The 25,438-nt window shown below is 49.9% G+C and carries 19 protein-coding genes; 7 read left to right on the top strand and 12 right to left on the bottom strand.

Annotation, left to right across the window (positions count from 1 at the left end; translation table 11 throughout):
• The first annotated feature begins 361 nt into the window (after positions 1 to 361).
• Both BN2154_RS06095 and BN2154_RS06090 read left to right on the top strand, forming a co-directional pair.
• Complete coding sequence (locus BN2154_RS06095; protein ID WP_050617985.1) at positions 362 to 1,078, top strand: MerR family transcriptional regulator; 717 nt, start codon at positions 362 to 364, stop codon at positions 1,076 to 1,078.
• 811 nt (positions 1,079 to 1,889) lie between these two features.
• Positions 1,890 to 3,593, top strand: a complete 1,704-nt coding sequence (locus tag BN2154_RS06090; protein WP_050617984.1) for a retron Ec67 family RNA-directed DNA polymerase/endonuclease — start codon at positions 1,890 to 1,892, stop codon at positions 3,591 to 3,593.
• Positions 3,594 to 3,631: 38 nt separating this feature from the next.
• On the opposite strand, the gene BN2154_RS06085 is transcribed toward BN2154_RS06090, so the two are convergent.
• Positions 3,632 to 4,861, bottom strand: a complete 1,230-nt coding sequence (locus tag BN2154_RS06085) for a tyrosine-type recombinase/integrase (protein WP_050617983.1) — start codon at positions 4,859 to 4,861, stop codon at positions 3,632 to 3,634.
• 54 nt (positions 4,862 to 4,915) lie between these two features.
• Positions 4,916 to 5,074 (bottom strand): MerR family transcriptional regulator, encoded by a 159-nt coding sequence (locus tag BN2154_RS06080; protein ID WP_195892318.1) that lies wholly within the window; start codon positions 5,072 to 5,074, stop codon positions 4,916 to 4,918.
• 54 nt (positions 5,075 to 5,128) lie between these two features.
• On the opposite strand from BN2154_RS06080, the gene BN2154_RS06075 reads away from it, so the two are divergent.
• Positions 5,129 to 6,073, top strand: a complete 945-nt coding sequence (locus BN2154_RS06075) for a sigma-70 RNA polymerase sigma factor region 4 domain-containing protein (RefSeq protein WP_195892317.1) — start codon at positions 5,129 to 5,131, stop codon at positions 6,071 to 6,073.
• 137 nt (positions 6,074 to 6,210) lie between these two features.
• Here BN2154_RS06075 and BN2154_RS06070 read toward each other — a convergent pair whose 3' ends face one another.
• From BN2154_RS06070 to BN2154_RS06025, 10 genes are all read right to left on the bottom strand, one after another.
• Positions 6,211 to 9,357, bottom strand: a complete 3,147-nt coding sequence (locus BN2154_RS06070) for an SIR2 family protein (protein ID WP_242853705.1) — start codon at positions 9,355 to 9,357, stop codon at positions 6,211 to 6,213.
• Between the two features lie 90 nt (positions 9,358 to 9,447).
• Positions 9,448 to 12,552 (bottom strand): type I restriction endonuclease subunit R, encoded by a 3,105-nt coding sequence (locus tag BN2154_RS06065; RefSeq protein ID WP_050617979.1) that lies wholly within the window; start codon positions 12,550 to 12,552, stop codon positions 9,448 to 9,450.
• Positions 12,552 to 13,205, bottom strand: a complete 654-nt coding sequence (locus tag BN2154_RS06060; RefSeq protein WP_050617978.1) for a hypothetical protein — start codon at positions 13,203 to 13,205, stop codon at positions 12,552 to 12,554. Before BN2154_RS06060 ends, BN2154_RS06065 begins: the two co-directional genes overlap by 1 nt.
• Positions 13,202 to 14,503: a restriction endonuclease subunit S gene (locus BN2154_RS06055; protein ID WP_050617977.1), complete on the bottom strand. Its 1,302-nt coding sequence runs from the start codon at positions 14,501 to 14,503 to the stop codon at positions 13,202 to 13,204. The genes BN2154_RS06060 and BN2154_RS06055 overlap by 4 nt, the downstream gene beginning before the upstream one ends.
• A complete protein-coding gene (locus BN2154_RS06050; protein ID WP_050617976.1) occupies positions 14,496 to 16,268 on the bottom strand; it encodes a type I restriction-modification system subunit M in 1,773 nt (590 codons plus the stop codon). Before BN2154_RS06050 ends, BN2154_RS06055 begins: the two co-directional genes overlap by 8 nt.
• A 21-nt stretch (positions 16,269 to 16,289) precedes the next feature.
• Positions 16,290 to 16,940 (bottom strand): SIMPL domain-containing protein, encoded by a 651-nt coding sequence (locus BN2154_RS06045; protein WP_050617975.1) that lies wholly within the window; start codon positions 16,938 to 16,940, stop codon positions 16,290 to 16,292.
• Positions 16,941 to 17,120: 180 nt separating this feature from the next.
• Positions 17,121 to 18,575, bottom strand: coding sequence for an RNA-binding domain-containing protein (locus BN2154_RS06040; protein ID WP_050617974.1), 1,455 nt, complete (start codon positions 18,573 to 18,575; stop codon positions 17,121 to 17,123).
• Positions 18,568 to 18,783, bottom strand: coding sequence for a helix-turn-helix domain-containing protein (locus BN2154_RS06035; RefSeq protein WP_050617973.1), 216 nt, complete (start codon positions 18,781 to 18,783; stop codon positions 18,568 to 18,570). Before BN2154_RS06035 ends, BN2154_RS06040 begins: the two co-directional genes overlap by 8 nt.
• A gap of 209 nt (positions 18,784 to 18,992) precedes the next feature.
• The gene (locus BN2154_RS06030) at positions 18,993 to 19,484 is read right to left on the bottom strand and encodes a DUF6550 family protein (protein WP_050617972.1); all 492 of its coding nucleotides are present in this window, start codon (positions 19,482 to 19,484) and stop codon (positions 18,993 to 18,995) included.
• Positions 19,481 to 19,801 (bottom strand): DUF6809 family protein, encoded by a 321-nt coding sequence (locus BN2154_RS06025; protein WP_050617971.1) that lies wholly within the window; start codon positions 19,799 to 19,801, stop codon positions 19,481 to 19,483. Before BN2154_RS06025 ends, BN2154_RS06030 begins: the two co-directional genes overlap by 4 nt.
• Before the next feature lie 164 nt (positions 19,802 to 19,965).
• On the opposite strand from BN2154_RS06025, the gene BN2154_RS06020 reads away from it, so the two are divergent.
• The 4 genes from BN2154_RS06020 to BN2154_RS06005 all read left to right on the top strand — a co-directional run bounded on the left by BN2154_RS06020 (position 19,966) and on the right by BN2154_RS06005 (position 25,403).
• A complete protein-coding gene (locus BN2154_RS06020; RefSeq protein ID WP_242853704.1) occupies positions 19,966 to 20,562 on the top strand; it encodes a recombinase zinc ribbon domain-containing protein in 597 nt (198 codons plus the stop codon).
• 771 nt (positions 20,563 to 21,333) lie between these two features.
• Positions 21,334 to 22,911: a sigma-54 interaction domain-containing protein gene (locus BN2154_RS06015; protein WP_050617970.1), complete on the top strand. Its 1,578-nt coding sequence runs from the start codon at positions 21,334 to 21,336 to the stop codon at positions 22,909 to 22,911.
• Positions 22,912 to 23,134: 223 nt separating this feature from the next.
• A complete protein-coding gene (locus BN2154_RS06010) occupies positions 23,135 to 24,103 on the top strand; it encodes a beta/alpha barrel domain-containing protein (protein ID WP_050617969.1) in 969 nt (322 codons plus the stop codon).
• Positions 24,033 to 25,403 (top strand): hydroxymethylglutaryl-CoA reductase, degradative, encoded by a 1,371-nt coding sequence (locus tag BN2154_RS06005; RefSeq protein ID WP_368013998.1) that lies wholly within the window; start codon positions 24,033 to 24,035, stop codon positions 25,401 to 25,403. Before BN2154_RS06010 ends, BN2154_RS06005 begins: the two co-directional genes overlap by 71 nt.
• Positions 25,404 to 25,438 lie beyond the last annotated feature (35 nt).

Below are 25,438 nucleotides of genomic sequence, written 5' to 3'. Positions count from 1 at the left end.
AACGGTTCTCTTGACATGTACAAGAGAACCGTTGAAAATACAACATATCAGGTTATATACAAATCGCTAAACAACGTCTATATATACCGGGTCGATTTGCTTTTAACTTTTCTCGTGTACAAGCATAATTATAAGAAATGACTTACAGCTTGTCAAGAGGCATTTTCACTCTCTTCGTATATGATCTAATTTATGAGCTTTCTTACCTTTTTGACGTCAGTCCTCACTATTGTCTCTAGCACATCATTTGTATAGCGATATTCAATTTTACCATTACAGATATTTCAAAACATTCCATTTCCCTCTTGACTTTTCCGTTACGTTATAGTGTATGGTAAGCTCACACGGAGGAGGGATGCCCATGATGACCATTCACGAAGTCGGCAAACTGGCCGGTGTCAGTGTCCGGACACTTCACCACTATGATGCCATCGGGTTGCTGCCGCCCACAGCCCTCACAGAATCGGGCTACCGGCTGTATGACGATACAGCCTTGGCGCGGCTTCAATCCATTTTGCTATTTCGCGAGCTGGAATTTCCGCTCAAGGACATCAAGCGCATTCTGGATGACCCGAAATTCGACCAGGCCACCGCTCTCACAGATCAGATCAAGCTGCTGGAGCTGCGACAGGCGCGGTTGGGACGGCTCATCACCCTCGCCCGTGAAACCTTAGAAACAGGAGTGATACCTATGAAATTTGACGCATTTAGTAAAACCGAGCAAGAGAAGTACACCGCAGAGGTCAAAGAAAAATGGGGCAATACCATCGCCTATCAGGAATATCAGCAGCATGAAAAAGGCGGGTCTACCGGCAACCCTGCCGATTTGATGAGGCACTTTGCAAAGCTGGGCGAGCTGAAGCATCTTGCTCCTACCTCGCTGGAAGCGCAGGCGGCCATTCATGATTTGCAGCAATTCATCACCGACCATTTTTACACTTGCACGCCGGAGATTCTGGCAGGCTTAGGCCAGATGTATGTGGCCGATGACCGCTTCCGTAAAAACATTGACATGGCTGGCGGTGAGGGCACGGCAGCGTTTGTCGCACAGGCCATCGCCGCCTACTGTGGAAATTGATTCTTCTTTGTCTATAGCGATGCAAATACTGCACCGCCTATACTTGCATAAAGGACTTGCTTAACCTCTCCAGCAGAGGTACAATGCGGCAAACTGGGGTACCGGATTACCTGCCCACAGCACTCCGGCAAACTGTGAAAACCGCTTTCTGTGCCCTGTCATGAGGGTGTTCAGAAAGCGGTTTTTGACCACATGTTTGACTACAGACAGCCGTGGAGTGTGCGGAAATAGCGGAGTCAAGAGTTGCGAAGAGCATCCACAATAAAGCAAAAACGGCTATAAAGCACCGGAAAAAGTAGAAAAATTTTTATTCAAAAGTTTGGGAGCAGGATGCCGCAGGTTCGAATCCTGTCACTCGGACCACCTTTCTTGGAAAAACCGCCTTTTTAGGCGGTTTTTCTGCGTTAAAAGTTCGGTTTTTTGAATGTACTTGACCACATTTTCATTGTGGTCAGAGAGGTAAAATAGCGGCTGCGGCCTTGGTGCAGAGGGACGCCGGAAACCGCAAAATCCCTAACCCATCCCTAACTGCGAGTAATTCTAAATTCATTCTAAAATGTGAACTCGAAGGTACTCTTGCGCATATTCAGATTGAAAAAAAGGTCGAAATCAGATATAATTTGTCTACAGGCTCAATGTCTGTAAAGAGCGTGTGGCAAGATTTTGTACTTGTGTTTCGCAAGTGTTGATTAAACTGGGTGGCGCTTTAGCGTATAGCCCTTTCCTGCCATGATGTCACTTGTGTTGACTCATGTTGACTTATCCTTTCGCACAATGAGTTGCCACACGCTCTCCCTTTGGGGAGGTTCCTATGAAAAAATTCTGTGATATTCAATCAAGAAATGAGTTGGCTAACTATTTGGGTATCCCGCGCAGTAAGCTAACACACATTCTTTATGTTAAAAAGCCGGATAGTTATTACACCACCTTTGAGATTCCGAAACGTAATGGTGACACTCGTGCCATCTGCGCTCCCTCTGGTGATTTGAAAGTCCTGCAGAAAAAACTCTCAAACATTCTGTGGCTCTACCAAAGAAACATTTGGGAGGAGAACGGTATCAAACCTAATATTTCTCATGGGTTTGAGAAAGAAAAAAGTATTATTACCAATGCAAGAATTCATCGCAATAAGCGTTATGTCCTAAACTTAGACTTGGCGAGCTTTTTTGATAGTTTCCACTTTGGTCGCGTTCAGGGCTATTTTAAAAAAAATAATCACTTCAAGCTACCACACGATGTTGCTGTTATTCTCGCACAATTGACCTGTTATCAAGGTCGGCTACCACAGGGTGCTCCCAGTTCCCCAATCATCACAAATCTCATCTGCCAACCTCTTGATACCTACCTTTTGAGAGTAGCCAAAAAATACAAGCTGGACTACACCAGGTATGCTGACGATTTGACTTTCTCTACCAACGACAGAAACTTTGTGGAGAATCAGGATAAATTCTTGGCGGAAGCCACTGCTTCCATAAAAAGGGCTGGCTTCTCTATCAACGAAAAGAAAACCCGGCTTCAATTTAGGGATTCACGCCAAGAAGTCACGGGGCTAATTGTGAACAAAAAGCTAAATGTCAATCACTCCTATGTGCGTAAAACGAGAGCAATGGCCCATCAGCTCTACTCTACTGGTGAGTACCTTATCGATGGCGTGCCAGGATCAATCAAGCAACTCGAAGGGCGCTTTTCTTTTATTGATCAACTGGATCACTACAATAATATTCTTGATCCACAGGAAATTAAGCATGACGCTTTTAATCTAAATGGCCGCGAGAGACAGTACCAAGCATTTATTTTTTATAAATACCTTTTCGCCAATGACACCCCTGTCATTGTAACAGAAGGAAAAACTGATATACGGTATATAAAAGCCGCTCTGAAGAGCCTTTATACCAAGTATCCACGGCTCATACAAAAAGATGCTGAAAGTAAATTCGTCTACAAGTTTTCGTTCTTCAGACGAACAAAAAGGTGGAAGTATTTCTTCGGAATCAGCTTGGACGGTGCCGATGCTATGAGAATTTTATATCGTTATCATGTTGGTAGCAACAAACGAATTCCTCCTTATCTCACTTACTTTCATAAGTTAAGTGGTCACGAACAGCATAACCCTGTCATACTTCTGTATGACAATGAATCCAAAAGCGAGAGACCATTAAAAAAGTTCTTAGGTGAGGATGTGCATGCCACCGCAGATCAAAAAGCAGAGCTCAAAGCAAATCTGCATATACGTTTAATCACGGGCAGCAAGTTATTTGTGGTTACACCACCTCTTATGGGAGATAAAGAAGAGTGTGAAATAGAAGATTTGTTTTCCGATGAGCTGCTGAGTCTCAATTTAGAGGGAAAAACCTTCTGCCGCAAAGATAAATTCGACAACAGCAAATACTTTGGCAAAGAAATCTTCTCACAATATGTTTATGAGAACTACCAGACGATTGACTTCTCAAGGTTTATTCCGCTTCTTGATGTAATTGATATGATAATTGCACAAGCTGAATCCCATGAAAAATAAAATATGCCGGCAGAGTTTTATGCTCTGCCGGCATATTTTTATCCCACCTTTTCGAACGGTATCACCTTGCACCGGTTCTGCTCCGGCGGGTCGGGAGGCTCCGGAGTGTTGGCTGCTGTTGCCGATTCCATGAAGCCGCCGATCTTCTCCGCCGCACCCCGCTGCATATCGTTGGTGATATGCGTGTAGGTGTCCAGGGTGAACCCGGCGCTGAAATGGCCCAGCATACTGGACAGGGTTTTTACATCCACGCCGCTGGAGATGGCCATGGTCGCGAATGTGTGTCTCAAATCGTGGAAGCGAACGTGTTCCTCGATGCCTGCATTTTTCAGCAGCTTCCGGTTGATCCTCGACACGGCGTCCGGACTCCAGTAGCCGCCCGTCCGGGGCGACGGGAACAGGATGGGGTTGTCCGGATGCTGTTCATGCTCCTGCACCAGTAAGTCCACCGCCTGTTGGGACAGCGCCACCTTGCGGACCGAGTTTTTCGTTTTCGGCTCCGTCACATCCAGCTCGCCCTCCATACGGGTAACCTGCTTGTTTACCGTCAGGATGCGCTCTTTCACATTCAGGTCTGTCCACTGGAGCGCCAGCAGTTCGCCCCGACGCAGGCCGCTGGGCAGTTCCAGATAGAACATAGGCAGGACGCCGTACTTCTCCGCTTCCTGAAGATATCTGCCGATTTTCTCCGGCGGCAGGATGGTCATCTCTTTCTTGTCCTTGGGCGGGATGCGGCAGTTCTCACAGGGGTTGTATGGGATGAGCCGTTCCTTTACCGCCTGTTTCAGCGCCGCCTGCAGCACCGCATGAATACGCCGCACGAAGGTGTTGGACAGGGCTTTGTCGTTCTGCTTCGCCCCTCGCTGCATCCTGCCGTTTTCTTTCACATCGTTGTACATTCTCTGGATGTGGATGGACGTGAGCTGTTTGAGTTTGATGGCGCCGATGGCCGGGATGATGTGGTGCTCGATGATCCCCTCATAACCCTTGGCAGTGTTGTAGCGGATGTTGGGTTTGCTGTAAGTCTCAAACCACAGGCGGCACCACTCCGCTACGGTGTAGTCACCGGTGTGGTTGAGCGGTATGCCACGGTTTTCCCGAATGGCTTTCGCCAGCTTCTCCTTGCACTCCGCCTGAGTCTTTGCGGACACGCTTTTCTGGATAGCCCGGCCGGTGACCGGGTCGATGCCCTGGGTATATCTGCCCTCCCAGCGGCCGCTGGGCTTTTTACGGATGCTGCCCTCACCGTTGGCTCGTTTCTTTGCCATATTGATCCCTCCTTGGTAACACAAACAAATACCACAGAATCTCCGAAATAGCTATCATAATATTTCAGATTTTTTCGCCGCCTGTTCGTCGATCCATTCCATGAATTTGTCACGGGGGACAATGATGCGGCTTCCCAGAGTGATGGTGGGGAAATCCCTGCGGTGGGCCACCTCATAGGCGTGGGCCAGACCGATACCCAGCACATGCTCCACCAGTGCTTTTGATATACGGACTCTTGAGGATCAGTCTTGCCATTTCCTCGTAAGATGCTCATTCGAAAACCATGTTGGTTCGTCAGCGCGGATACCGTGCCGTACCGAACCGAAGGGGATTCCATCCGGGTGAAATTGTCCTTCTACTATTACTTAGAGAAAAATCGTAAAATCGGAAGGTCGGAAACGAAAATTTTTCAAAAATTTTTTGGACGCGGAAAGTGTGGTGAGTTCATGTCCTTCAGAAAATCTCAATCGTATAAAGAGCTGCAGGCCGATTGGCGTTGGATACACTCCATGGACCCGGAAGCCGCCGCTGCCGCAGACCAGTGGGTGAAGGAACATCCGGAGGAGTGGAAGGAGCTGGAGCGTGTACTCTACTACAGCGAAGCGAACTTCCATAAGCGCGTTTCTCTGGACTCACTGGAAGAGGCAGAGATGAGACAACCCATTTCCTACAATCCGGAAGCGTTCCTGCCGGAGGAAGTGCGCAATGCGATCTACGATGATATGCGTTGGTTCGACCGGGCGAAGTACCTGCCGGAGGGGTCTGACGAAGACCCGCTCATGTATGTGAGCAAGGAACTTGAGGAGGGACTTCATGAGCTGACTGAGTTGCAGAGAGAGGTTTTGTTTCGCACGGTCATCAACGGCGAGTCCACCGAATCCGTCGCACGGGACAAACAGTGTTCGTCCAGAAATATCCGGGATATCCGGGCTCGTGCGCTTCGTCAGTTGAAGAGTAAGATTACAAAACGCGAAGGCTCTGGTTCTACTGTTACTCTGTTCTTCGTACTGCTTGCGTTGTTTGCATTCTATTTTGGAATCGAGATCATCGTGGAGCAGTTCCTGCCGCTGTATCCTTGGCTGGAGTACGTTGGTTATGCAATCGCGGCAGCAGTTGCCATCCCGGTATTCTTCCGATTCAAGGACAGAGAGATCGAAGGCCTACTGCGCAACCACTGGGCCAGCCGGAATGGATCACAGAGAAAAGAATAGTTGTTATGAAAGAAGGAGCTGAGACTTGTCGGTCTCAGCTCCTTCTGATTGTATGGTGTTATCGTTGGTTTTGCCGTCATTTGTCTGGTGGTTTTAGTATCACTGTTTATTGCCGCCCGCTTTGGTTACATCGGATTTCACATAAAGTAGCGATAATCGTAAAGTGTTCCCTCAAATTGAGACAGCAACCATCCGATTCGTGCAATTTCATTCGAAGATTCTATCGTGCAGGGCAGTTTTGAATACAGTCCAAAACTGTTCCAGTTCATTTTCGACAATCCAAGAATTTCCGTAGCGATCTGCGCCATATCTCCAGAACCATAGTGTTTAACCACTTTTAGTGGTAGCGGAACACTTTTACCGCCCTGGAAATATCTCCTGTTCGGAGAAATTACAGATGATGCAATTCCATGGGTAAAAAGATACATGGTGTTTTTGTCAATTGGGAAGCACATCCCTCGACGCACAGGATATCCGTCCACCTGTGTACAACGCTCATTTAACGCAAAGCACTTCAGGTTATCTTCGTATGTTATCTCAAGAAGCTCTATATTCTTAACTCCCGCAGATGACAGGCTTTCCACCAATCCTTTGACTTCCTCTTTTCGGAAAGGGGTACGTTTGTGAATAACGACCCGCTTCGGTAGTTCAGAAAAAGATTTGTAGAACAATTCTTTGATATTGAGACCAATTCTATATGCTTCTTCTTCGGACAAATACGGATTTTTCTTTCTGTCGAACGAATAATCTTGAATTTTGGAAAGCTTGTACTTCATTCCACGACCATCAGAAGAGTATATATGGCTACAACCAACAACCACATTGCTTCCTGACGGTCCATTCATAACACTGTATCCAATTCCAGCAAAAGCCGTATCTGGCTGTATTCCGTTCACCACCCAAGGAGTCCGCCCGGACTTTACATACAGCGCCAAAGAAAGAGCCCACATAATTTGGCAATGCAGATCGCTCTCAATCGTTTTTTCTCGAACAAATTGTGTTGCTACCTGTTTTTGCGCAGCGTAAGCTTTAATGTAATCATGTAAATCATAATTTACCGTTCCATCGGTATATGATGTGAATACTTCGTACTCCTTGGGAATGTAAATCAGTATAACATCAATAGAGTTTGCGCTAAGCTGGTCAATTTTTCTGATTATTGAATCACCAAACTCAACAGCGGCTTTATGGACATTCCGCTCACTTGAAGCGGTAATTTGCTTCCACTTGCTGCTGTTGGGATCTGGTAAATCAAGACCCGTCTTGAAGGCCTGATAGAAACCCGGGAAAGAAATCAGATAATCAGTATTGTGCTTCGCTTGCGACTGGCGATTCAAACCGGAAATGAACTGAGCAAACTTTTGGTTATGCTCATCTGGACAAACCACCCCTACCGAGATTGCAGAATGTAATACGCCGTTATTCATGGCATGATCTACAGGGGCATTCAGAATCAACCCGCGCATTGGATGGAAATCTTCAGCCACATCGCGCATAGATGCGCCGCAGAATCGAAGTGTTGGATCTCGATATTCTATTCCAGAAAAAATAATCCGTTTGGGCGAAATGGTATCAGGCAATTGTATCGAAGCTTGTTTTCCGAAGTTCACGCCAACCAACGCACTGCTATTTACAACCGAAAATGTAAAGTTCGTTGTACTCCCTAAAGGATAATTGGCAGAAAACCTTTTATTGCCGATTACTTTTCTGACCCATTTTCTAATGTACTCATTTGCGTTTTGGTTTGGACGACCATTATTGACTTTCGCATTGAACCAGTCCGCAAATTGCTTTTTTTCTTCCCTGTTCAGTACTGCGTCATCCGCGTACATAAAACTCGGAACAAGTGTGAGATAACTGTATTTGTTATCAAATAACAACGCAAGCCGGACTCCAGAATATGCTGTAACAGTTTTGGCTCCAATACGGTACTTCAACACTTCTTTTGTATCCCAGATTTTGTCCTTTGAATGTCCCAGGCCATGGCTTGCGGCAAGAATGTGAACAAGTGTTTTGAGCAATAACTCCCGAAATGTACCATTTCCAGCGATTGTCGCTCTGCTTAACGGGCATAACTCAATATTGGTTTTTAGCTTGCCTTTGCACGCTTCCTCGATGACAGATTTCGCCCCCCACGCATACACAAGATTCTTATAGGGCACAGCCATAACATCATCTCTACCCAGCATTTTGCAAAAATCCCACTGTTTTTCGCCAGGAGCAAGCAAAACCTCAAACTGGTAGCACTGATTTGGGAATGCGATTGGGAACGCATTGGTGCTTACCACTTTGTTTATAGTTAGATTAGGTTGCAGGAACCCACTATGCTGTGGCTCAAGTGTAATAGACAGCTTCTTTTTGATATCGTCCACTTTCCCCAAAAACTCTCTATTTTCACTCATGCAGTGGCGGGCGATTGCATACATTGTACTGTCAAAGCCTTCAGTTGGAATATAGAAAGCGGCCCTGCCATTTTTGTTGGCCATCTCAACCAACGCTTTAACTTCTGATGAAACCCTCGTTCCGTAACCACACCAAAAAAGTTTGCCCGCACCTTTCGTCGAATAAACTTGCTGCAAAGCATTCATAAGTGACTGGTCTCGCCCGCTGTATCCCATAACAATTAAATCTCGGTTGGTCAGTTCATGCAGCAATGCCTTTACCAGTTCACCGTCTTGCGAATCAAGTTCTTTCTCCGTGTTTTTTAGCGCCCCATATTTATAGTCACCATGTAAAGCGATGCATAGGAGTTCCTTGTCGACATCGCCACGGTATATCCTGTCCGAGGTTTCTGCGGTTATTTCTATGGGGACGAGCGGGCTGTATTGATGTGCACACTTCAGTGTCATACCATCAAAATTTGTTGTCCACACACTTTTTATTATATTTTCTAACGCAAGCAAAGAAATCAGATGATATCCCAAGCTTGGATCATGGTTTGACACCAAGTGCTGAAAGTATTTCCGGCGGTCATCCGCTATTGGGTATGCCTTTTCCGCAAAATACGAGTACTCCTCTGCGCTATTCTCTGCCGGGTATATATTTTGTGAATCGATCCACCGCTGAATAACTCTGCGGACACCCTCAGACTTGGAATTGTCAAAGTTTCCTATTGCACCTGGGTTTTGCGATAAATAGATTTCACGTTTCCAATCCCAAATGCAGTCTGCTGCCGATGGGATTCCCGACTCAATAGATGCACCTGCACCGAGTAGCAAAGAATGTGGAGTATCTATATTTTGTTTTATTGACCTTAAAAACTCATCTAATTGAAGTATCTGCATATCCATACCCCCATTCTTTGCTCTAAAAATTGGCCTTATATTCGGTCTCCAACAGCAACCAAAGCTGCAAGTGTAAAATGGTACATCGTATTACTCTTTTCTCAATGCCTTGTACAATTCCTGTGCCATTGCTTCTTGAACCTTCTGGTAGAAGTCCGGGTCATTGAACAGCTTTGCAAAGGAGTCGTTATTGTCGAGGAAGCACTGAGTCACGATATCACGGAACTTATCCGGGAACAAAGACCGCACAAACATTTCTGTGCTGTTGTCCTTGGCGTATTTTCTGAACTTCTTGACCTCAGAGTCCTTCATGAACATCTGATAGATGCCCTCGATAATAACGCGGTCGGCATCAGTGAAATTACCGCTGAAGCGTTCATTCACTTTGTCAATAATACTCTGGAGCGTATCTTTCTTCTTGTTCGGCACCTTCGGAGCAGTGCTGCCTCCAGGAACAAATGCAGGCGGTTTCTCGTCCAGCACGATTGCTCCACGGAAGGTCTCAGTAAGGGATGCGTATTCCAGCTTGATTTTATCTTCGATATTGCCAATATCCTCACCGCCAGTTCTCGGAAGAAGTCTGATGAGGTGCAGAGTGTACTGGTACTCGTTGAACAGATCCCTGTCATGGAGACGCACCAACTGTGTGATAAAAGCATACGCCTTGTTGAACTTACGCACATAGTCGCGGGCGGCATATTGATCCTCGTCGCTTAGATCCATGTAGCGTGCGATGACAGGGCGGAACATACCTGCCAGTCGCCCCAGAGCAGTTGCATCTCGCTCTCTGTTCGCCTGAGTTGCCATGAACTTATTGAATGCATCCACGTCCTCATAATTGTAAAGCATGAAGTCACGGATTTTGTTGCGGAGGTCATAGACTCTGTTCAAATCTGTGCTGCCTTCAAGGGTAGTAGTTTCATAGTACGGCAGAAACGCTCCCTTGATGTCCTCCTCGGTGTTTTCAAAATCCAGAACAAAAGTGCTGTTCTTACCGAAAGTAGTTCTGTTAAGACGGGAGAGAGTTTGGACAGCAGTTACATCGCGCAGTTTCTTATCTACATACATGGTGTGAAGCAGCGGTTCATCAAAGCCGGTCTGATACTTGTTTGCAACGACCAGGATATTGTACTGGCTACTGTGGAACGCCTTGCGGAACTTTTTATCGGTGGTGATGTACTTGCCGTTCTCGTCCAGATTCATAGTAGCCTCGGTGAACGGCTTCTCGCTGGGATAATCGTCCAGAGTAACCTCACCGGAGAATGCGATCATAACATCACAGCCAACACACTGCTCGGCATGGTCAGCAAGGTACTTCTTGATTGCGAGATAATAGCGGACTGCGTTTGCACGGCTGTCTGCCACGACCATGGCCTTGCCCTTACCGCCGATCTGATAACGGCAGTTTTCCAAGAAATTGGTCATGATCATTTCTGTCTTTTGAGCGATGGTATAACCGTGCTGTTTGTAATACTTGAACAGCGCACGGGAGGCTTGCCCCTCGATGAGCTCCGGGTTGTCCTCGGATACGCGAATCAGCTTGAATGCTTCCTTGACCGTAGTATAGTTGGACAGCACATCCAGAATATAACCTTCCTCAATGGCCTGTCGCATGGAGTACACATGGAACGGAGCCTTGATGGGTTCACCCTCCGGAGTCGCGCCGACCACAGTGCCGAAGGACTCAAGGGTCTGTCCCTTCGGAGTTGCGGTGAATGCAAAGAAGGACTGGTTATCGTGTCTGCCCTGACCGATGACTGCATTGATGTAATCGTCAGTCAGATCCACTTCTTCCTCCTCGATACCAGCTTCCTCTGCATACTCTTTGATGGCGATACCAATATCAATCAAACTGCGACGGAGGGATTTTGCGCTTTCACCATTCTGTCCCTGGTGCGCCTCGTCAATAATGATGGCGAACTTACGCCCACGGAACTTCTCCATGTCCTTCTTGGCGAACAGGAACTTCTGAATAGTACAGATGATGATACGTTTTTTATCATTGATAGCTTCCGCAAGGCTGCGGGAGTTCTTTTTATCATCAATCGCTTCCACCAGACCGACCTGATGTTCAAAGCTGTTAATAGTATCCTGCAACTGGCTGTCCAACACCACACGGTTGGTGACCACGATAACAGAGTCGAACAGACCATTGTTCTCGGCATCATGAACAGATGCAAGTCGGTATGCGATCCATGCAATGGAATTGGATTTGCCAGAACCTGCGGAGTGCTGAATCAGATAGTTCGTACCGACGCCGTTCTGGCGCACATCGGCCATAATTTTACGCACCACATCATACTGGTGGTAACGCGGGAAAATCATCTTTTCCTTGGTGACTGTTTTAGTAACGCCGTTCTTAACTACTTCCTCTTTTTCCTTCACAAAGGAAATGAAGCGGTGGATCAGGTCAAGAAGGCTGTCACGCTGCAGAACTTCCTCCCACAGATAGCTTGTGGCATAACCATTGGGATTCTGCGGGTTACCTGCGCCACCGGTCACTCCAGCGCCGTTAGAGCCCTGGTTAAACGGCAGGAATCGAGTGCTGCCATCTGCCAACTGTGTGGTCATCCATGCTTCGTAAAGGTCAACAGCAAAGTAGACCAGGAAACGGTGGTTCAGACGGAATGCAAACTCCTTGGAGCTGCGGTCGTGCTTAAACTGGTTGATGGCACAGACATAGTCCTGCCCGGTCAACTGGTTCTTCAGTTCCAGAGCCACCACGGGAATACCGTTCACGGAAAGCACCATGTCGATGGTATTAGTGTTTGCCATCGTGTAGCGGAACTGACGGGCGCAGCCGAGAATGTTTGCTTCGTAGCGTTCGGCATCAACTGGATTCAAATCGGACTCCGGTTTAAAGAAGCATACCTTTAGCTTGCAGCCCATATCCTCAATGCCATTGCGCAGGACATACAGCAGGCCCTGGTTGGAGATAGTGGTCTCCAGCCGGTGGTACAACTTGTCCGCAGCATTGGCACCATAATATTTGGTGTACTTAGCCCATTCCTTGGGCTGGGTCTTGGCGATAAACTCGCAGAGTACATCCATATAGATGCACTTAGAAACATCGTGCTGACGGGTATGTACCCAATTGCCCTCAGCATCCTGTCCGCAGAACTGGGTGTAGCCGCCTTCCGGGGAAATCAGGAAAGATTCTATATCCCATTCAAATCGTTTCTCGCTTTTATCCATCACGATGTTCCCTCCAATCTTTTGATTTCTTCGCCGAGTAAGGACATCAGTTCGTCACTTCTGTGATTGATATCCATAAAAAGTGCCTGTTGATCAGCAGTTTGCGGATTGATCAGGTCGTAAAAAGTGATTTTCATATTGATGATATGGTTATATTCTTGCTGGATGTGGAGATACCGAGCCAATACTTCTTTTTCCACATAACCGCTTTTTGATAATTCCAGAATTTCTCCCTTTGAAGAAAACGGAAGGCGCTGAAGATTCATTATAATCTTGTTTTCCGTCACAGGCTTGTTGCCATCCACCTTGGGAACAATGTATTTCTTAACCCATTCGCTGTTCCAAACCATCCGCAAATTATCCAGACACTCTTTGTATGTATACAGAAGCAATACATCTGCCGTATCTTTGGAATTCGCATCCTTTTGAATTTGCCGTCTGTCCACGAAGTAGTATGTGATGATGTACAAAACAACCACAATCACAGAATTCAGAAACACATCGAAGAAATCCATGTTGATCCGGTCACTGGAAAGGCCGAGCAACTGCGGCACATTCAAATAGTCAAGAATTACATAGATTCCAAACAGCATTGCCGGAATAGCCGCCTTGAAGAAATGTATCTTTTCTGGATGCTTCTTATCTTTCTTCATGATACCTCCCGCTTTCCAGTGACATATTCGTAAATGAGAGAACGCTTATACTGTTCCAGTTTTTCGATTTTTGCCTGCTTGATGGCAATCAACCGGTCTACTTGAATACATTTGGCATCTAAGTATTCCGCAATGGCATATTGCTCATCAAGTGGAGGCACAAAAACCTTTAGGCGTTCTAATGTTCTCATACCGATGTTTTGCTGTGTGCCATAAGTCCAACCAAATTGAACCTGTCTCTGATAGGCTGTTGATTGCAGGAAATAATATAAAAATCTAAAATGTACTACATCTGGATTGCAGCGAAAAACCGCCAGCGGGGACCAAATCGTAAAAATTCTCTCAGTGTCAACCACAGAAACTCTGCCAGTTGTTGCACCAGATTTGATCATATAAATGTCGTGCATCTGCGGCACATACTTTTTGCTACATTCATCGTAGAATTCCTGTGAAATGAAACCTCTTATATGGTCAAAGTCAATGCTACCGTTTCCACAGGATACGGCCTCTGCGGAAACAAACGGAATACCTTCCGGAAGTAATTCTGGGGTTGTGTGCGGACCGTCTGTAATTGGCATGGTCAATGTTGTAAGTGTCTTTTGCACATTCCAATGTTCGGGAACGGATGGGAAAACATCTATACCACTATCCTTCATCGACACAGTGGAATTAAGGCCCTTCGTGACAACTTCGGTAATTATGCTCTGCTTGTAGGCGTTCAGCTTTTCAATCTGCGCCTGTACATTTGCAATGAGCGCATCAATCTTCCCACACTCATTACTTAGCGCATTTGCAATATTCCTTTGTTCTTCCTTCGGAATAATACATAATGGGACTTGTACAAAGTTTGAATACCTCATTGCCTGTCCATCACGAATTAGATTAGAGGTACATTGCAGTGCAGTAATATATGTAGGAGATTTCAATACCCATTTGTAGAATTCAGGAACAACATATTCCAAGTTAGGAATAAGCATAACATAGGCAGAGCTAATTGAACCAGCATTTTCGCTGTACTCCAAGCCACCTTGGAAGCTCCTCATACTAATGACAAAATCGCCTTTTTCGACTCGCTTCAAAATGTCAAAGTCTTTTTCAACAACAACTACTCGGCTTCCAGTTAATGCCATATAATCTTCTTGATAAATGACACCGTACTGCTGACTCGCTGTAAGCTGTCGATCTCCTGGTTTAGCTTTTTCTTTTCTTAACCGGAATAAAGCTTTAGGATATACAACTTCCCAATGTGAAGGAATTTCGCCCAGCCATGCAACACCACTATCTTTCATATCACGCATTACCAAACAACTCCTTCATCAGAATTGTTTCCTCCGCCTCCAATGCCTTGATGTCCTCAAAGATAGACGCAGAGGATGCCGGAGCCTCGAACTTATAGAACAGGCGAGTAAACGGCACTTCGTAGCCGATCTTGTCCTTCAACGGGTCAATATAGGCCAACGGATTATAGGGCAGGACATTCTTCTCCATATAGGCATCGATATCTTCGGACAACGGGATGATTTCGGTATCAGACGCTCCCTTGACCGGCTGCTTCTTTCCCTTCTTCAGAACAGGCTTGCCGCCGGCATCTGTCTGTGCGGTTTCAACCGTCACCTTTGTAAAGCCGAAGAAGCTGTTGTCAAACACCTTGGATTCCACCACAAGGCCGTTTTCCTCGTAGGTTTCATCCACGAAGCCTTCGTAGGCACGGAGAATGATATCGATGCTGACATCATCCAAATCAACCCGCTTAGAACCGATATTCCTCCGTCTTTTTACAAAGCACTTGCTCGCGTCGATCAGCTGAACCTTGCCGCTGCGGTGCATTGCCTTTCCCTTGGTCAGCACCCAAATGTATGTAGAGATACCCGTGTTGTAAAACAGATCGGTGGGCAACTGAATGATAGCTTCCACCAGATCGCCCTCAATGACATAGCGGCGGATCTCAGATGCACCAGAACCGGCATCACCCGTGAACAAAGAAGATCCGTTTTGAATGATCGCCATTCTACCGGAGCCTTCCTTCAGCTTCTTCACACCGTTCAGCATAAACAGCATCTGTCCGTCGGAGATTGCAGGCAGACCAGGACCAAAGCGGCCGTCAAAGCCGCGCTTGGCTTCCGCCTCAACCTGAGTCTTTTCGCGCTTCCAGTCGATGCCGAAAGGCGGATTGGAAATAATATAGTCAAACTCATAGCCGGTGAACGCATCATCACTCAGAGTGTCACCGTACTTCATGCCGGATGCGTTGCCGCCCTTGATGAGCATATCAGCCTTTGCGATAGCGTAAGTTTCGGGGTTGAACTCCTGTCCGAAGCAGGTCAAAGTAGCATCGGAGCTGATTGCCTGCAGTCGCTCAGTCAGACAGCCAAGCATCTGGGAAGTACCCATCGCCATATCGTAGGCAGTCTTGGTGCAGCCCTCTGCCATGATCTCAGCCTTTTCGGGAGCCACCAACAGCTCGGTCATCAGATAGATAATGTCGCGGCTTGTGAAGTGAGCACCAGCCTGTTCGTCATAAGACTCGGAAAATTTCCGGATCAGTTCCTCAAAGATATAGCCCATATCGGCAGAGGTGATCTTGTCCGGGGACATATCGGCCTTTGCGGAGTTGAACTCCTGCAGGGTCACGAACAGAACGCCGCCTTTGACCATCAACTTGACAGTATTGGCAAAGTCGAAGTTTTCGATAATGTCCTTGATATTGGAAGAGAAACCCTGCAGATAGGCGTCAAAGTTGCTCTCCACATTGTCAGGATCAGCGATCAGCTTTGCAAAATCATAGTTGCTGGTGTTGTAGAAATCATACTTGGATACACGGCACAGAATACCGTCACGGGCAGCACCCTCAACATGCTGTGCGTCCAGCTTCTTTGCCATTTCCACGACAGCTGCCTTGGTAGGCTTCAGAGCATCATCAAAACGCTTCAAGACGGTCATGGGAAGAATAACCTTGCCGTACTCGTGGGGCTTGAACAGACCCACCAGATGGGTCGCAATTTCCCAGATCAGATTGGCTTTCGCCTGTATATTTGCATTTGTCTGCTTTTGCAGTTCGTTCATAGACATGGTGGTTTCCTCCGCTTATTTGATTTCCCACACAAATGTGGCAGTGTCGCTGACATCAATATCTTCAGGATCGATATCGATGGATTTTGCCATCAAAGGCATGGTGTCCTCGCAACACTCATAACGGGTATGGGAGTAGATATCCAGTTCTCCCCAATTGTAGTCAATGGCAATGAGGTCACCCATTGTAACGCCGGATGCTTCGCATAGGATCTCGGCTTTTTTCTTTGCATTGGCGGTGGAGGAACGGAGCATTTCCTCATTGATAGCAGTCGCATTCTTCACAGTAAAGGCCACCGAAAGCTGCGGGTGAGACAGACAACCGGCAATAGCGGAAAGCGCCAAGGACAGTCTGCCCATATCAAAATCAAAAGCAAGTTTCAGATTGTGGGTCACTTCATATCCACAGAATACACTCTGATAATTACCGTTGCGGTCTTTTACCCGGTCATAGTCGGTGCGGACATTAAAGTTCGTAGTTTTCACAGAGCCTTTCTCAAAACCGGCGCCGCATAGGGTTTCATTGAGATGCTGGATATGGTCAGCAGCCATTTCCATTGCTTTATCGTAATCCTTATGTTTGGATTCCAGGGTCATGGAAAGTACCACATAGTCGGGTTTTGCGGATGCCTTGCCGATGCCTTTTACAGTAATCGTTCTTGCCATTAATCGCTACCTCCGTTTTCTGGAGACATTTATAATCTCCCATATTCGTATTTTACAGGCTTATGTGTCCCAAAAAACGGACATACTGTTCGACTGTTACTTGCTCAACAACAATCCAGAGATTGTATCCAGCATAGCGCAAATCGGCTTTTCTCATTCTCTTGGCTAATAACAGAACCGTTAAGCCTTCAATCTATAGGTTCTGTTGCGGTTACTGCCATCGGCAACAACGATTCCCTCCGCAATCAGCTCATTCAGATAATCTCTTGTGCGGGACGGTTTGAGACCGATATACTCAGCAATCGAGGAAGCCTTTGCTTCTGCATGATCGGTAAGATACACAATGATGGTTTCCTTCATCTTTGCGTTTATCGCCGATTTTTTATCGCCGATTTTTATCGCCGATTTTTTATCGCCGATTTTTTCGAATATGAGTGTCAGTATTGTTCTCTCCGGCTCAAGCTGCTCTGTGACAGCAGGCATTGCCCAGCCCTGCTCGCGCCAGGCACCGAAAATGAGAGGGATGCCACTGCCGGAGCGCTCACCGATATCGATCAGGTTGAACATTTTCAGCATCGTTCCGTTCCGGGGGTCAGACACACCACCGCTTTTTGCAGCATCGACCTCAATGCGGAATCCGCCGGGATTGGCCATCGTGATGGAATCCTGCTTTTTGATGATGACCAGGCCTTGTCTGCCGTAATAATCAGCGTGGACCAGGCAGTTTGCCAGTGCTTCGCGCAAGGCTTTATGCACATTGGTATCATCCACTCTGGTGCCGCCCTCCATCTTGAAGGGAACCTTGACGTCTTGAATCAACTTGTTGTAGACCCGGAAATAGAAGTCGTACACATTACCGCTCCAGTCACCAGAAGAAGAGATGATACGGTCAGTCCAGCGGGTGTCGGCATCGTACTGTTCCTGATAGTCCAGGAAGTAAGCGTTGAATTCCCGCACGATGTCGTATTCGTTGCCAAACATGAGAAGCCCGGCAGAGGTGGGATGTTTCTTTCCATCGGAGCCAATGCCAACGGCGCCCAGCTTCAGGAGGAAATCTTCATCCTCCAGAGCCTCCCAAATATGACCGGGACGGGACAGACGCATTCTCTGGCGGTAGCTGCGGACGCTCTCCTTGTTAAATACCGACATATCCATTTCGTCGAGGACGAGCATATCCTGGGTTTTCACGGAGGCATCCCGCACCATGGCCTGATATTCTTCCTTGGTGCAGCGGTAATCACCCTCGCCGTTACGTCGATAGGTACAGAGGGGATTGCCATCTACATAGACCGGCTTATAGGATCGCTCCGCACGGGGTACATTGATGACCACGATATGGTCACCGTCCACCTCCTGAACGAACACATCCTTGGAAGACAGCACATTCACGCTGGTCTTGTTGGGATTATTGACGATATCCCAGAACTCCTTGATGAGTTTCTCCGGGTCAGGCAGATCCACCGTGCGGAAGGATTTATCGGCCAGTTCCTCCACGCCCAACAGGATAATACCGCCATGGGTATTCGCAAAGGCAGAATAGGTTTCCCAAATACTCTTGGGCAGACCGCCAAGGGCTTTCTTGGCCTCGATGCGGTTATTCTCCCGATACTGCTCTATCTTAGAAAAATCAATCATGCTGCTCCTCCTTCACCAGTTCAATGATGTCGCAGAAGTCACAGTCAAGCGCTTTGCAAATCTTTGTGAGGATCTCTGTGCTGACATGCTCGTTCTTGCCCAGTTTGGCAAGGGCGGTAGTGGACATACCAGTAGCCAGACGCAGATCCTTCTTCTTCATATTCTTATCGATCAGGAGCTTCCACAATTTATTGTAGCAAACAGTCATAATTAACACCTCATGCACTGAGTTTACAATGATACAGTATAATCTTAGCACAAAGATGCCGTTTTGTCTATCGAAAATCCAGTTTTCAGATTTGTGATTTTAATTTCAGAGAGAAGATTTCAGATTGTTCGGTTGCGACGAAAAGCCACGAAAGCGTTCCGATTCGCTCCCGCGGCTTTTTCATTGTTTATGCGGCGCAGTTCTTGAGGTCAGCCCATGCTGCCGATTTTGTTGCCGTTCTCGTACATATCCTCGGCATACTCGACCTGGTTGGGTCCCTGGCTTTCTATCCAACCGAAGCCCTCGACATAGACCATATCCTCCGAGCTGTTCTCGCTGGCTTCAGGCTCCAGTGTCGGTTCAGGTTCCGATTGTGCTGGCGGTGCCTGGATAGGCTCTGGCTGCGCAGGCGTTGCGGGTTCCTGCTCCGCTTCAGCTTGCTTTTCTATTTCAGGAGTAGTTGGCTCCTCGGAGGTTGTTTCCGGGGCAGGCCCGGCTTCGGGTATTTCGACCACTTCTTTCTCTGTTGTCACAGTCAACACCAATTTCTCTGGCTCCGTAGGTGTCGGCTGTGAGGCGGTCACGGCTGGCGTTTCACTCGGCAGTGGTGATTTCTCTACTGTTTCAGCCTGCGGCCACACAGCGGCACACAGGGCGAGACAGGCGCCAATTGCAGCGGTAATGATGAATCTCTTTTTCATTTTGGCTCCTCCTTTTTGATTGTGAAACGAGCGCCCAGTCTCCCGGTGCGGCAGGAGACTAAGCGCTCGTTTTCGTAATTGTTCAGTTCTGCGGACAGCTTCCACGCCAGCGTAAATCCAGAGATAAAGCTGTCGATGGAGGTGTCCTCCACGATTTGATCTTTGGCGTCGATGACCTGAAGCACCAGTCGGCGCTCCGGTTTATCCAATACCTTTATGAGCGCCTGGTGGCATTCCTCGATTTCCTTCTTCTGCGCCGGGAGTTCCGGCGGCACATAGAAGCAGTCGTACAGCTCTTTGAGCAGTTTGTTTTTCATGGCTTCGCCTCCTTGTGACACAAACATATACCACACCTTTGGCGGAATAGCTATCAGAATTTCAGAAGATTATCCAGAATATTTGCCGCCTGCTGCAGTTCGTCCTGGGTGGCTTCGTTTGGCATATCCCTTCGGATGTGTGGCTCCGGTGCCGCAAGAAGCTAATGACCAACATCACCTTCCAGAATGGGCGCAAGGCCCGGAATACTTGGCTGGCCGGGAAAATCAAATGTGGGAAATGTGGGTACGCTCTCAAAACGACCCATAACCCCTCCGGCTATGAATACCTCCGCTGTTCCAAGCGAGCCGACCACAAAGGCTGTCCGGGATGCGGCACACTCCGCAAGAATGAGTTTGAACAATTCATTTTTACCGCTATGGGAGAAAAGTTCCGGGAGTTCAAGCTGCTCCAGGGCGGCGAGGGAAAAGTCAATCCCAAGATTACCGCCTATCAGGTGGAGCTTGCACAGGTAGAGGCCGAGATTGAAAAACTGCTTGATACGCTGACCGGGGCCAACGCTACCTTGCTTGCCTACGCCAACAAGAAAATCGAGGATTTAGACGACCGCCGCAAAAAGCTGTCAAAGGCGATTGCCGACCTGTCCGTTGAAACGCTGTCCTCCCAGCAGATTGAATTGCTGTCCGGGTATCTGGACGATTGGGAGCATATCAGCTTTGAGGACAAACGAAAAGCCGCTGACGGCCTGATTTCATCAATCAGCGCAACCAGCGACTATGTAAAAATAGAGTGGAAAATATGACCCCTTTTCCACTCTATCAAACCACATGTTTCTTTATACCGCTTGTAGCCCCTTGTACACCGTTGCTTTTATATTTAGTTGTACATCGGAAAGTAACGTAAGTAGGGCTTAAAACCTTGAGGATATGGGAAAGGTAATCTGAGCAAAATATCGCCCGCCGGTCATCTCTGACCGGCGGGCCTTGTGTTATGCGGCTTGGACAGCCTCATGAAGTGTTCTAACAACTGAAATCATCGCTAGCAGATTGACGCCGCACATCTCGCTCAAATACCAGAAAGCAAAAGCCATACAGCACGCTTTGATGTTTGGCTCCCGGAGATGTTCCTGAGCCTTGAGAAGATCGTGGCAGAGAGATCAAACCGGCCTTGCTCTCTCACGAGGGCAAGTGCGGCGATCTGTACGATCTGGTGCTGAGGGCGATGATCGGGCAAGCTGGGACCAGATCAACGCCATGGCCGAGAAGTCGGGCATCTCCACCAACCGGCTGCCCCTTTCTATTCCAACTGCACGGATTCGATGGAGAACACCCGGAAGCAGCTCAACTTCCCGAGGAGGACCAGCGCGTCCCGGGAAGCGAGAACCCGCAGCCCTGAGCCGGGCCTGCCCCTTCCTGCGGCCAGCCGCAGGAAGGGAGGAACGCGAACCGAACACAGTCGGACCGGCTGCCACCCGGTAGGCGGCCTTGTTTCTGGTCGCATCTTCGATTTTCCTCTTTACATCGTCCCATCCCTTCGATACAATGAGCTAAAACGGACGAGGGAGGGAATGGCTATGCTCTGGCGGGATGTGATGAACCCCAGGCTGACGGATACGGTCTCCGTATCCGCCCTGCCTGCGGACGGGAATACCCTGGATCTGGACTTGGACGCCATCCCCCGTGAGGACACCCTAGTGCGGGTGGTGGACGGCACTGGGAAGTGCGTAGGCAGCGTCAAGCGGGAGCTCCTGGAGTACCTGCGCGGCACCCAGCTCCCGGAGCGGTTTATGGCCATCCTGGACAAGATCGACGAGGCGGTTATCGCCATTGATCGGGAGGGACGCATCTACTACGTGAATCCCTCCTACACCAAAGTCCTGGGAGTACCGGTGGGCCGGGTGCTCGGGCGCTATCTCCAGCGCTTGGAACCTTCTTCTGCCCTGCTCACCGTGCTCAAGCCTCCACACAGGCCAGTCTCGGAGAAAAAGCAGTTGATTCGCAGCATCAACAAGTACGTATCCATCCGCGTCTACCCCACATTCCTTCACGGCCGGTTCCAGGGGGCCATGTCCATCTTCACCGACATCACCCGCCTCAACGAGCTCAACCAGGAGGTGGAGCGCATCTCCCAGGTGGCGGAGGAATACAGCCGCCAGTTGGAGGCCGAGACCGTCCTGAAGCAGAGCCAAGTGATTGGTGAGAGCAAGGTTTACACCAACAGCATCCTGAAGGCGGTGACGGTGGCCAAGACCGACGCGGCGGTCCTGCTGCGGGGCGAGAACGGCGTGGGCAAAGAGGTGTTTACCCGCATCCTGCGGGACAACAGCGCCCGGAAAGACAAGCCCTTCATCACCGTCAACTGCTCCGCCATCCCGGAGACCCTCATTGAGAGCGAACTCTTTGGCTATGAGGAAGGGGCCTTCACCGGGGCCAAGCGGGGCGGCAGTATGGGCAAATTCCAGTTGGCCCAGGGCGGAACCCTCCTTCTGGACGAAATCGGCGATATGCCCATGCCCATGCAGGCCAAGCTGCTGCGCGTACTCCAGGAGGGAGAGATCGAAAAGCTGGGCCGCCAGAAAAATATCCCCATTGACGTGCGCATCATCGCCGCCACCAATCAGCCCCTGGAGGAAATGATCCGCTCGGGCCGCTTCCGAGAGGACCTCTACTACCGGCTCAACGTGGTCTCCATTCACATCCCGCCCCTGCGGGAGCGGGGAAACGACATCCTGTTGCTCACGGACCACTACCTGTCGGTCTACAACCGCAAATACCACAAAGACCTGCACATCTCCGGCGAGGTCTACCAGCGGTTTTTGGCTTACGCCTGGCCGGGCAACGTCCGCCAGCTCCAGAACGTGATTGAGAGTGTCGTCGTCCTCAGCCACGGCCCTGTGATCCGCCTGGAGGACCTGCCCGAGCAGATTGTCGCCTTCGAGCCCCTACCCCAGTCCTCCCCTGCGGCACCCCCCCAGACGGCGGCCGCTCCCCCGCCGGAAACCGGCACCCTGGCCGAGGAAATGGCCCGCCACGAACGCCAGGTCATCGCCGCCGCCCTGGCCCGCTTCCCCGGCGACCGAAAACGCGCCATGGAGGCTCTGGGCCTCAGCCGCCGCACCTTTTACCGCAAGCTCAGCCAGCACCGGCTCTGACCGCTGTCCACGGTGCCAAAAATGGCGCTATGCCATTTTTGGCACCGTTGTTTTTTGCCTTTTGTGCCAGAATTGGCACTCCATCCTAGGCAGCCCTTTGCCCCAACGGGCGTATCCTTTGTGGCCCAAGGCTTCGTCCCGTGGAGGAAATTTGGCACGTGGATTGCTGTTCTATAAAGCAGCAGCCAAATTCCAAACCCCTGACAGAAAGGAGACTTGCAGTATGCCGCTGACCTTCCCCAAGCACATCGACGTCATTGACGTCACTTTGCGGGACGGTATCCAGCATGAGGAGATGTTCCTCCCCACCGAGACCAAGCTGTGGATCGCCAACAGGCTGATCGAAGCCGGCTTCCGGCGGTTCGAGGTGGGCACCTTCAGTCATGTGAAATACGTCCCGCAATTCAAGGACATTGAGCATGTCCTTGCCGGCCTGCCGAAACGGACGGACGTGGAGTACACCGTCCTAGCTCTGAACACCAAGGCCTGCGAGCGGACGGTGGACGCCTTGGACAAGGGGGCCCAGATCGACCGGGTCCTGTGCGGCCAGCTCGCCACCAGCGAGGCCTACGCCCGCAAGAACATGAACCGCACCCACGAGGAGCTTTTCCGGGAGGCAGAGCAGAACGTGAAGTTCCTCCACGACCACGGCGTAAAGCACGTATTTGCCAACGTAGGCACCATCTTCGGCTGCCCGGTCCAAGGCGAGGTGCTCATCGAACGGGCCTATGAGTTCGTGGACCGCACCTTCTCCATCGGTTTTGACGAAATCGAGCACTCGGATACCGAGGGCACCGCCACACCCGACCGAGTCTACGAATATTTCTCCAACGTGTTGGAAAAATACCCCGACCGGAACATGCACTCCTTCCACGTCCACGATGTGTACGGCATGGGCATGACCGCCTACTACGCCGCGGCCCAGGCGGGGGTGAGCACCTTTGACTGCTCCATGGGCGGCATCGGTGGGCAGGTAGCCAACATTGTGGACGGCGTACCTGTAAAGGGTGCCGGAGCCTATTACTATGACAACTGCCGCACCGGCCTGGTGGAGACCTGCGACTTCGTGACCATGCTCAACGGCATGGGCGTAGAGACCGGCGTGGACGAGCACAAATGCTATCAGATCTGCCGCATGCTGGAACGCATCTTGGGCCGTCGGCTGGATTCGTTCACCAGCCATATCCAGTGACCGCACCCCAACGCTGAATGACGCAAGGAGGAAACGCCATATGAAAACCAGCAGCTATTCCGGATTCTTTAAGCTTTCCACCGAGGAACGTATGAAGGAGGTGGCCGAGTTCTGCGGCCTGACCCAAGAAGAACAGGCCATTCTCAAGGACGCCAACTCTCTGGATATGGACAAGGCCGACCATATGATCGAGAACGTCATCGGCCGCTATACCTATCCCCTGGGCGTGGCCATCAACTTCGTGATCAACGGCAAGGATTACGTCATCCCCATGGCCTCTGAGGAACCCTCCGTCCTGGCCGCCTGCTCCAACGCCGCCAAGATGGCCCGGCCCGGCGGCGGCTTCACCACCGACTACACCGGCAACATCATGATCTCCCAGATTCAACTTCTGGACGTGCCCACTCCCCATTACGCCAAGGGCAAGATCCTGGAGCACAAGGCGCAGATCGCGGAGATCTGCAACGCAAAGGACCCTGTGCTGGTGAGCCTGGGCGGCGGCGTCAAGGACGTGGAGGTGCGCATCCTGGACTCCATCGTGGGGCCCATGGTCATCGTCCACCTTCTGGTGGACACTGGGGACGCCATGGGCGCCAACGCGGTCAACACCATGGCCGAGGCCGTGGCCCCCTTCTTGGAGGAGCTGACCGGCGGCCGCGCGGAGCTGCGCATCCTCTCCAATCTGGCCGACCGCCGTCTGGCCCGCGCCCGGGCCGTGTTCAAGAAGGAGGCCGTGGGCGGAGAAGAAGTCGTGGACAAAATGATCGCCGCCTACGCCTTCGCCGCCGCCGACCCCTACCGGGCCGCCACCAACAACAAGGGGATCATGAACGGCGTCATTCCCGTGGTCATCGCCACCGGCAACGACACCCGGGCCATCGAGTCGGGGGCCCACGCCTACGCAGCCCGCAGCGGGCACTACTCCCCCTTCGCCACCTGGGAAAAGAACGCCGACGGCGACCTGGTGGGCTCCATCGAGATGCCCATGGCCGTGGGTCTGGTGGGCGGCGCCACCAAGATCCACCCCGCCGCCAAGGTGGCAGTGAAGATGCTGGGGGTCAAGACCGCCAGCGAGCTGGCCCAGATCATCGCTGCCGTGGGCCTGGCCCAGAACATGGCCGCCATCAAGGCCCTGGCCACCGAGGGCATCCAGCGCGGGCACATGTCCCTCCACGCCCGCAACCTGGCCGCCACCGCCGGGGCCAAGGGCGAAGTGCTGGAACGGATCGTCAAGCAGATGGTCGCCGAAAAGAACGTCCGCCTGGAGTACGCCCAGGAGCTCATGAAACAGTACCAGTAGACAAAGCCATCCCAATCACAGCGCGAAGCAAGACG

Source organism: Intestinimonas massiliensis (ex Afouda et al. 2020), from assembly GCF_001244995.1.
GTDB lineage: Bacteria > Bacillota > Clostridia > Oscillospirales > Oscillospiraceae > Intestinimonas > Intestinimonas massiliensis.
The sequence above is the reverse complement of the archived record's forward strand: the minus strand, read 5'-3'. Positions and strand labels throughout refer to the sequence as shown.

Excerpts from the sequence above, each read along its gene's own strand:
- BN2154_RS06095 (WP_050617985.1), top strand. The coding sequence starts at position 362 with ATGATGACCATTCACGAAGTCGGCAAACTGGCCGGTGTCAGTGTCCGG.
- BN2154_RS06090 (WP_050617984.1), top strand. The coding sequence starts at position 1,890 with ATGAAAAAATTCTGTGATATTCAATCAAGAAATGAGTTGGCTAACTAT.
- BN2154_RS06085 (WP_050617983.1), bottom strand. The coding sequence starts at position 4,861 with ATGGCAAAGAAACGAGCCAACGGTGAGGGCAGCATCCGTAAAAAGCCC.
- BN2154_RS06075 (WP_195892317.1), top strand. The coding sequence starts at position 5,129 with ATGCTCATTCGAAAACCATGTTGGTTCGTCAGCGCGGATACCGTGCCG.
- BN2154_RS06070 (WP_242853705.1), bottom strand. The coding sequence starts at position 9,357 with ATGCAGATACTTCAATTAGATGAGTTTTTAAGGTCAATAAAACAAAAT.
- BN2154_RS06065 (WP_050617979.1), bottom strand. The coding sequence starts at position 12,552 with ATGGATAAAAGCGAGAAACGATTTGAATGGGATATAGAATCTTTCCTG.
- BN2154_RS06060 (WP_050617978.1), bottom strand. The coding sequence starts at position 13,205 with ATGAAGAAAGATAAGAAGCATCCAGAAAAGATACATTTCTTCAAGGCG.
- BN2154_RS06055 (WP_050617977.1), bottom strand. The coding sequence starts at position 14,503 with ATGCGTGATATGAAAGATAGTGGTGTTGCATGGCTGGGCGAAATTCCT.
- BN2154_RS06050 (WP_050617976.1), bottom strand. The coding sequence starts at position 16,268 with ATGAACGAACTGCAAAAGCAGACAAATGCAAATATACAGGCGAAAGCC.
- BN2154_RS06045 (WP_050617975.1), bottom strand. The coding sequence starts at position 16,940 with ATGGCAAGAACGATTACTGTAAAAGGCATCGGCAAGGCATCCGCAAAA.
- BN2154_RS06040 (WP_050617974.1), bottom strand. The coding sequence starts at position 18,575 with ATGATTGATTTTTCTAAGATAGAGCAGTATCGGGAGAATAACCGCATC.
- BN2154_RS06035 (WP_050617973.1), bottom strand. The coding sequence starts at position 18,783 with ATGACTGTTTGCTACAATAAATTGTGGAAGCTCCTGATCGATAAGAAT.
- BN2154_RS06030 (WP_050617972.1), bottom strand. The coding sequence starts at position 19,484 with ATGAAAAAGAGATTCATCATTACCGCTGCAATTGGCGCCTGTCTCGCC.
- BN2154_RS06025 (WP_050617971.1), bottom strand. The coding sequence starts at position 19,801 with ATGAAAAACAAACTGCTCAAAGAGCTGTACGACTGCTTCTATGTGCCG.
- BN2154_RS06020 (WP_242853704.1), top strand. The coding sequence starts at position 19,966 with ATGACCAACATCACCTTCCAGAATGGGCGCAAGGCCCGGAATACTTGG.
- BN2154_RS06015 (WP_050617970.1), top strand. The coding sequence starts at position 21,334 with ATGCTCTGGCGGGATGTGATGAACCCCAGGCTGACGGATACGGTCTCC.
- BN2154_RS06010 (WP_050617969.1), top strand. The coding sequence starts at position 23,135 with ATGCCGCTGACCTTCCCCAAGCACATCGACGTCATTGACGTCACTTTG.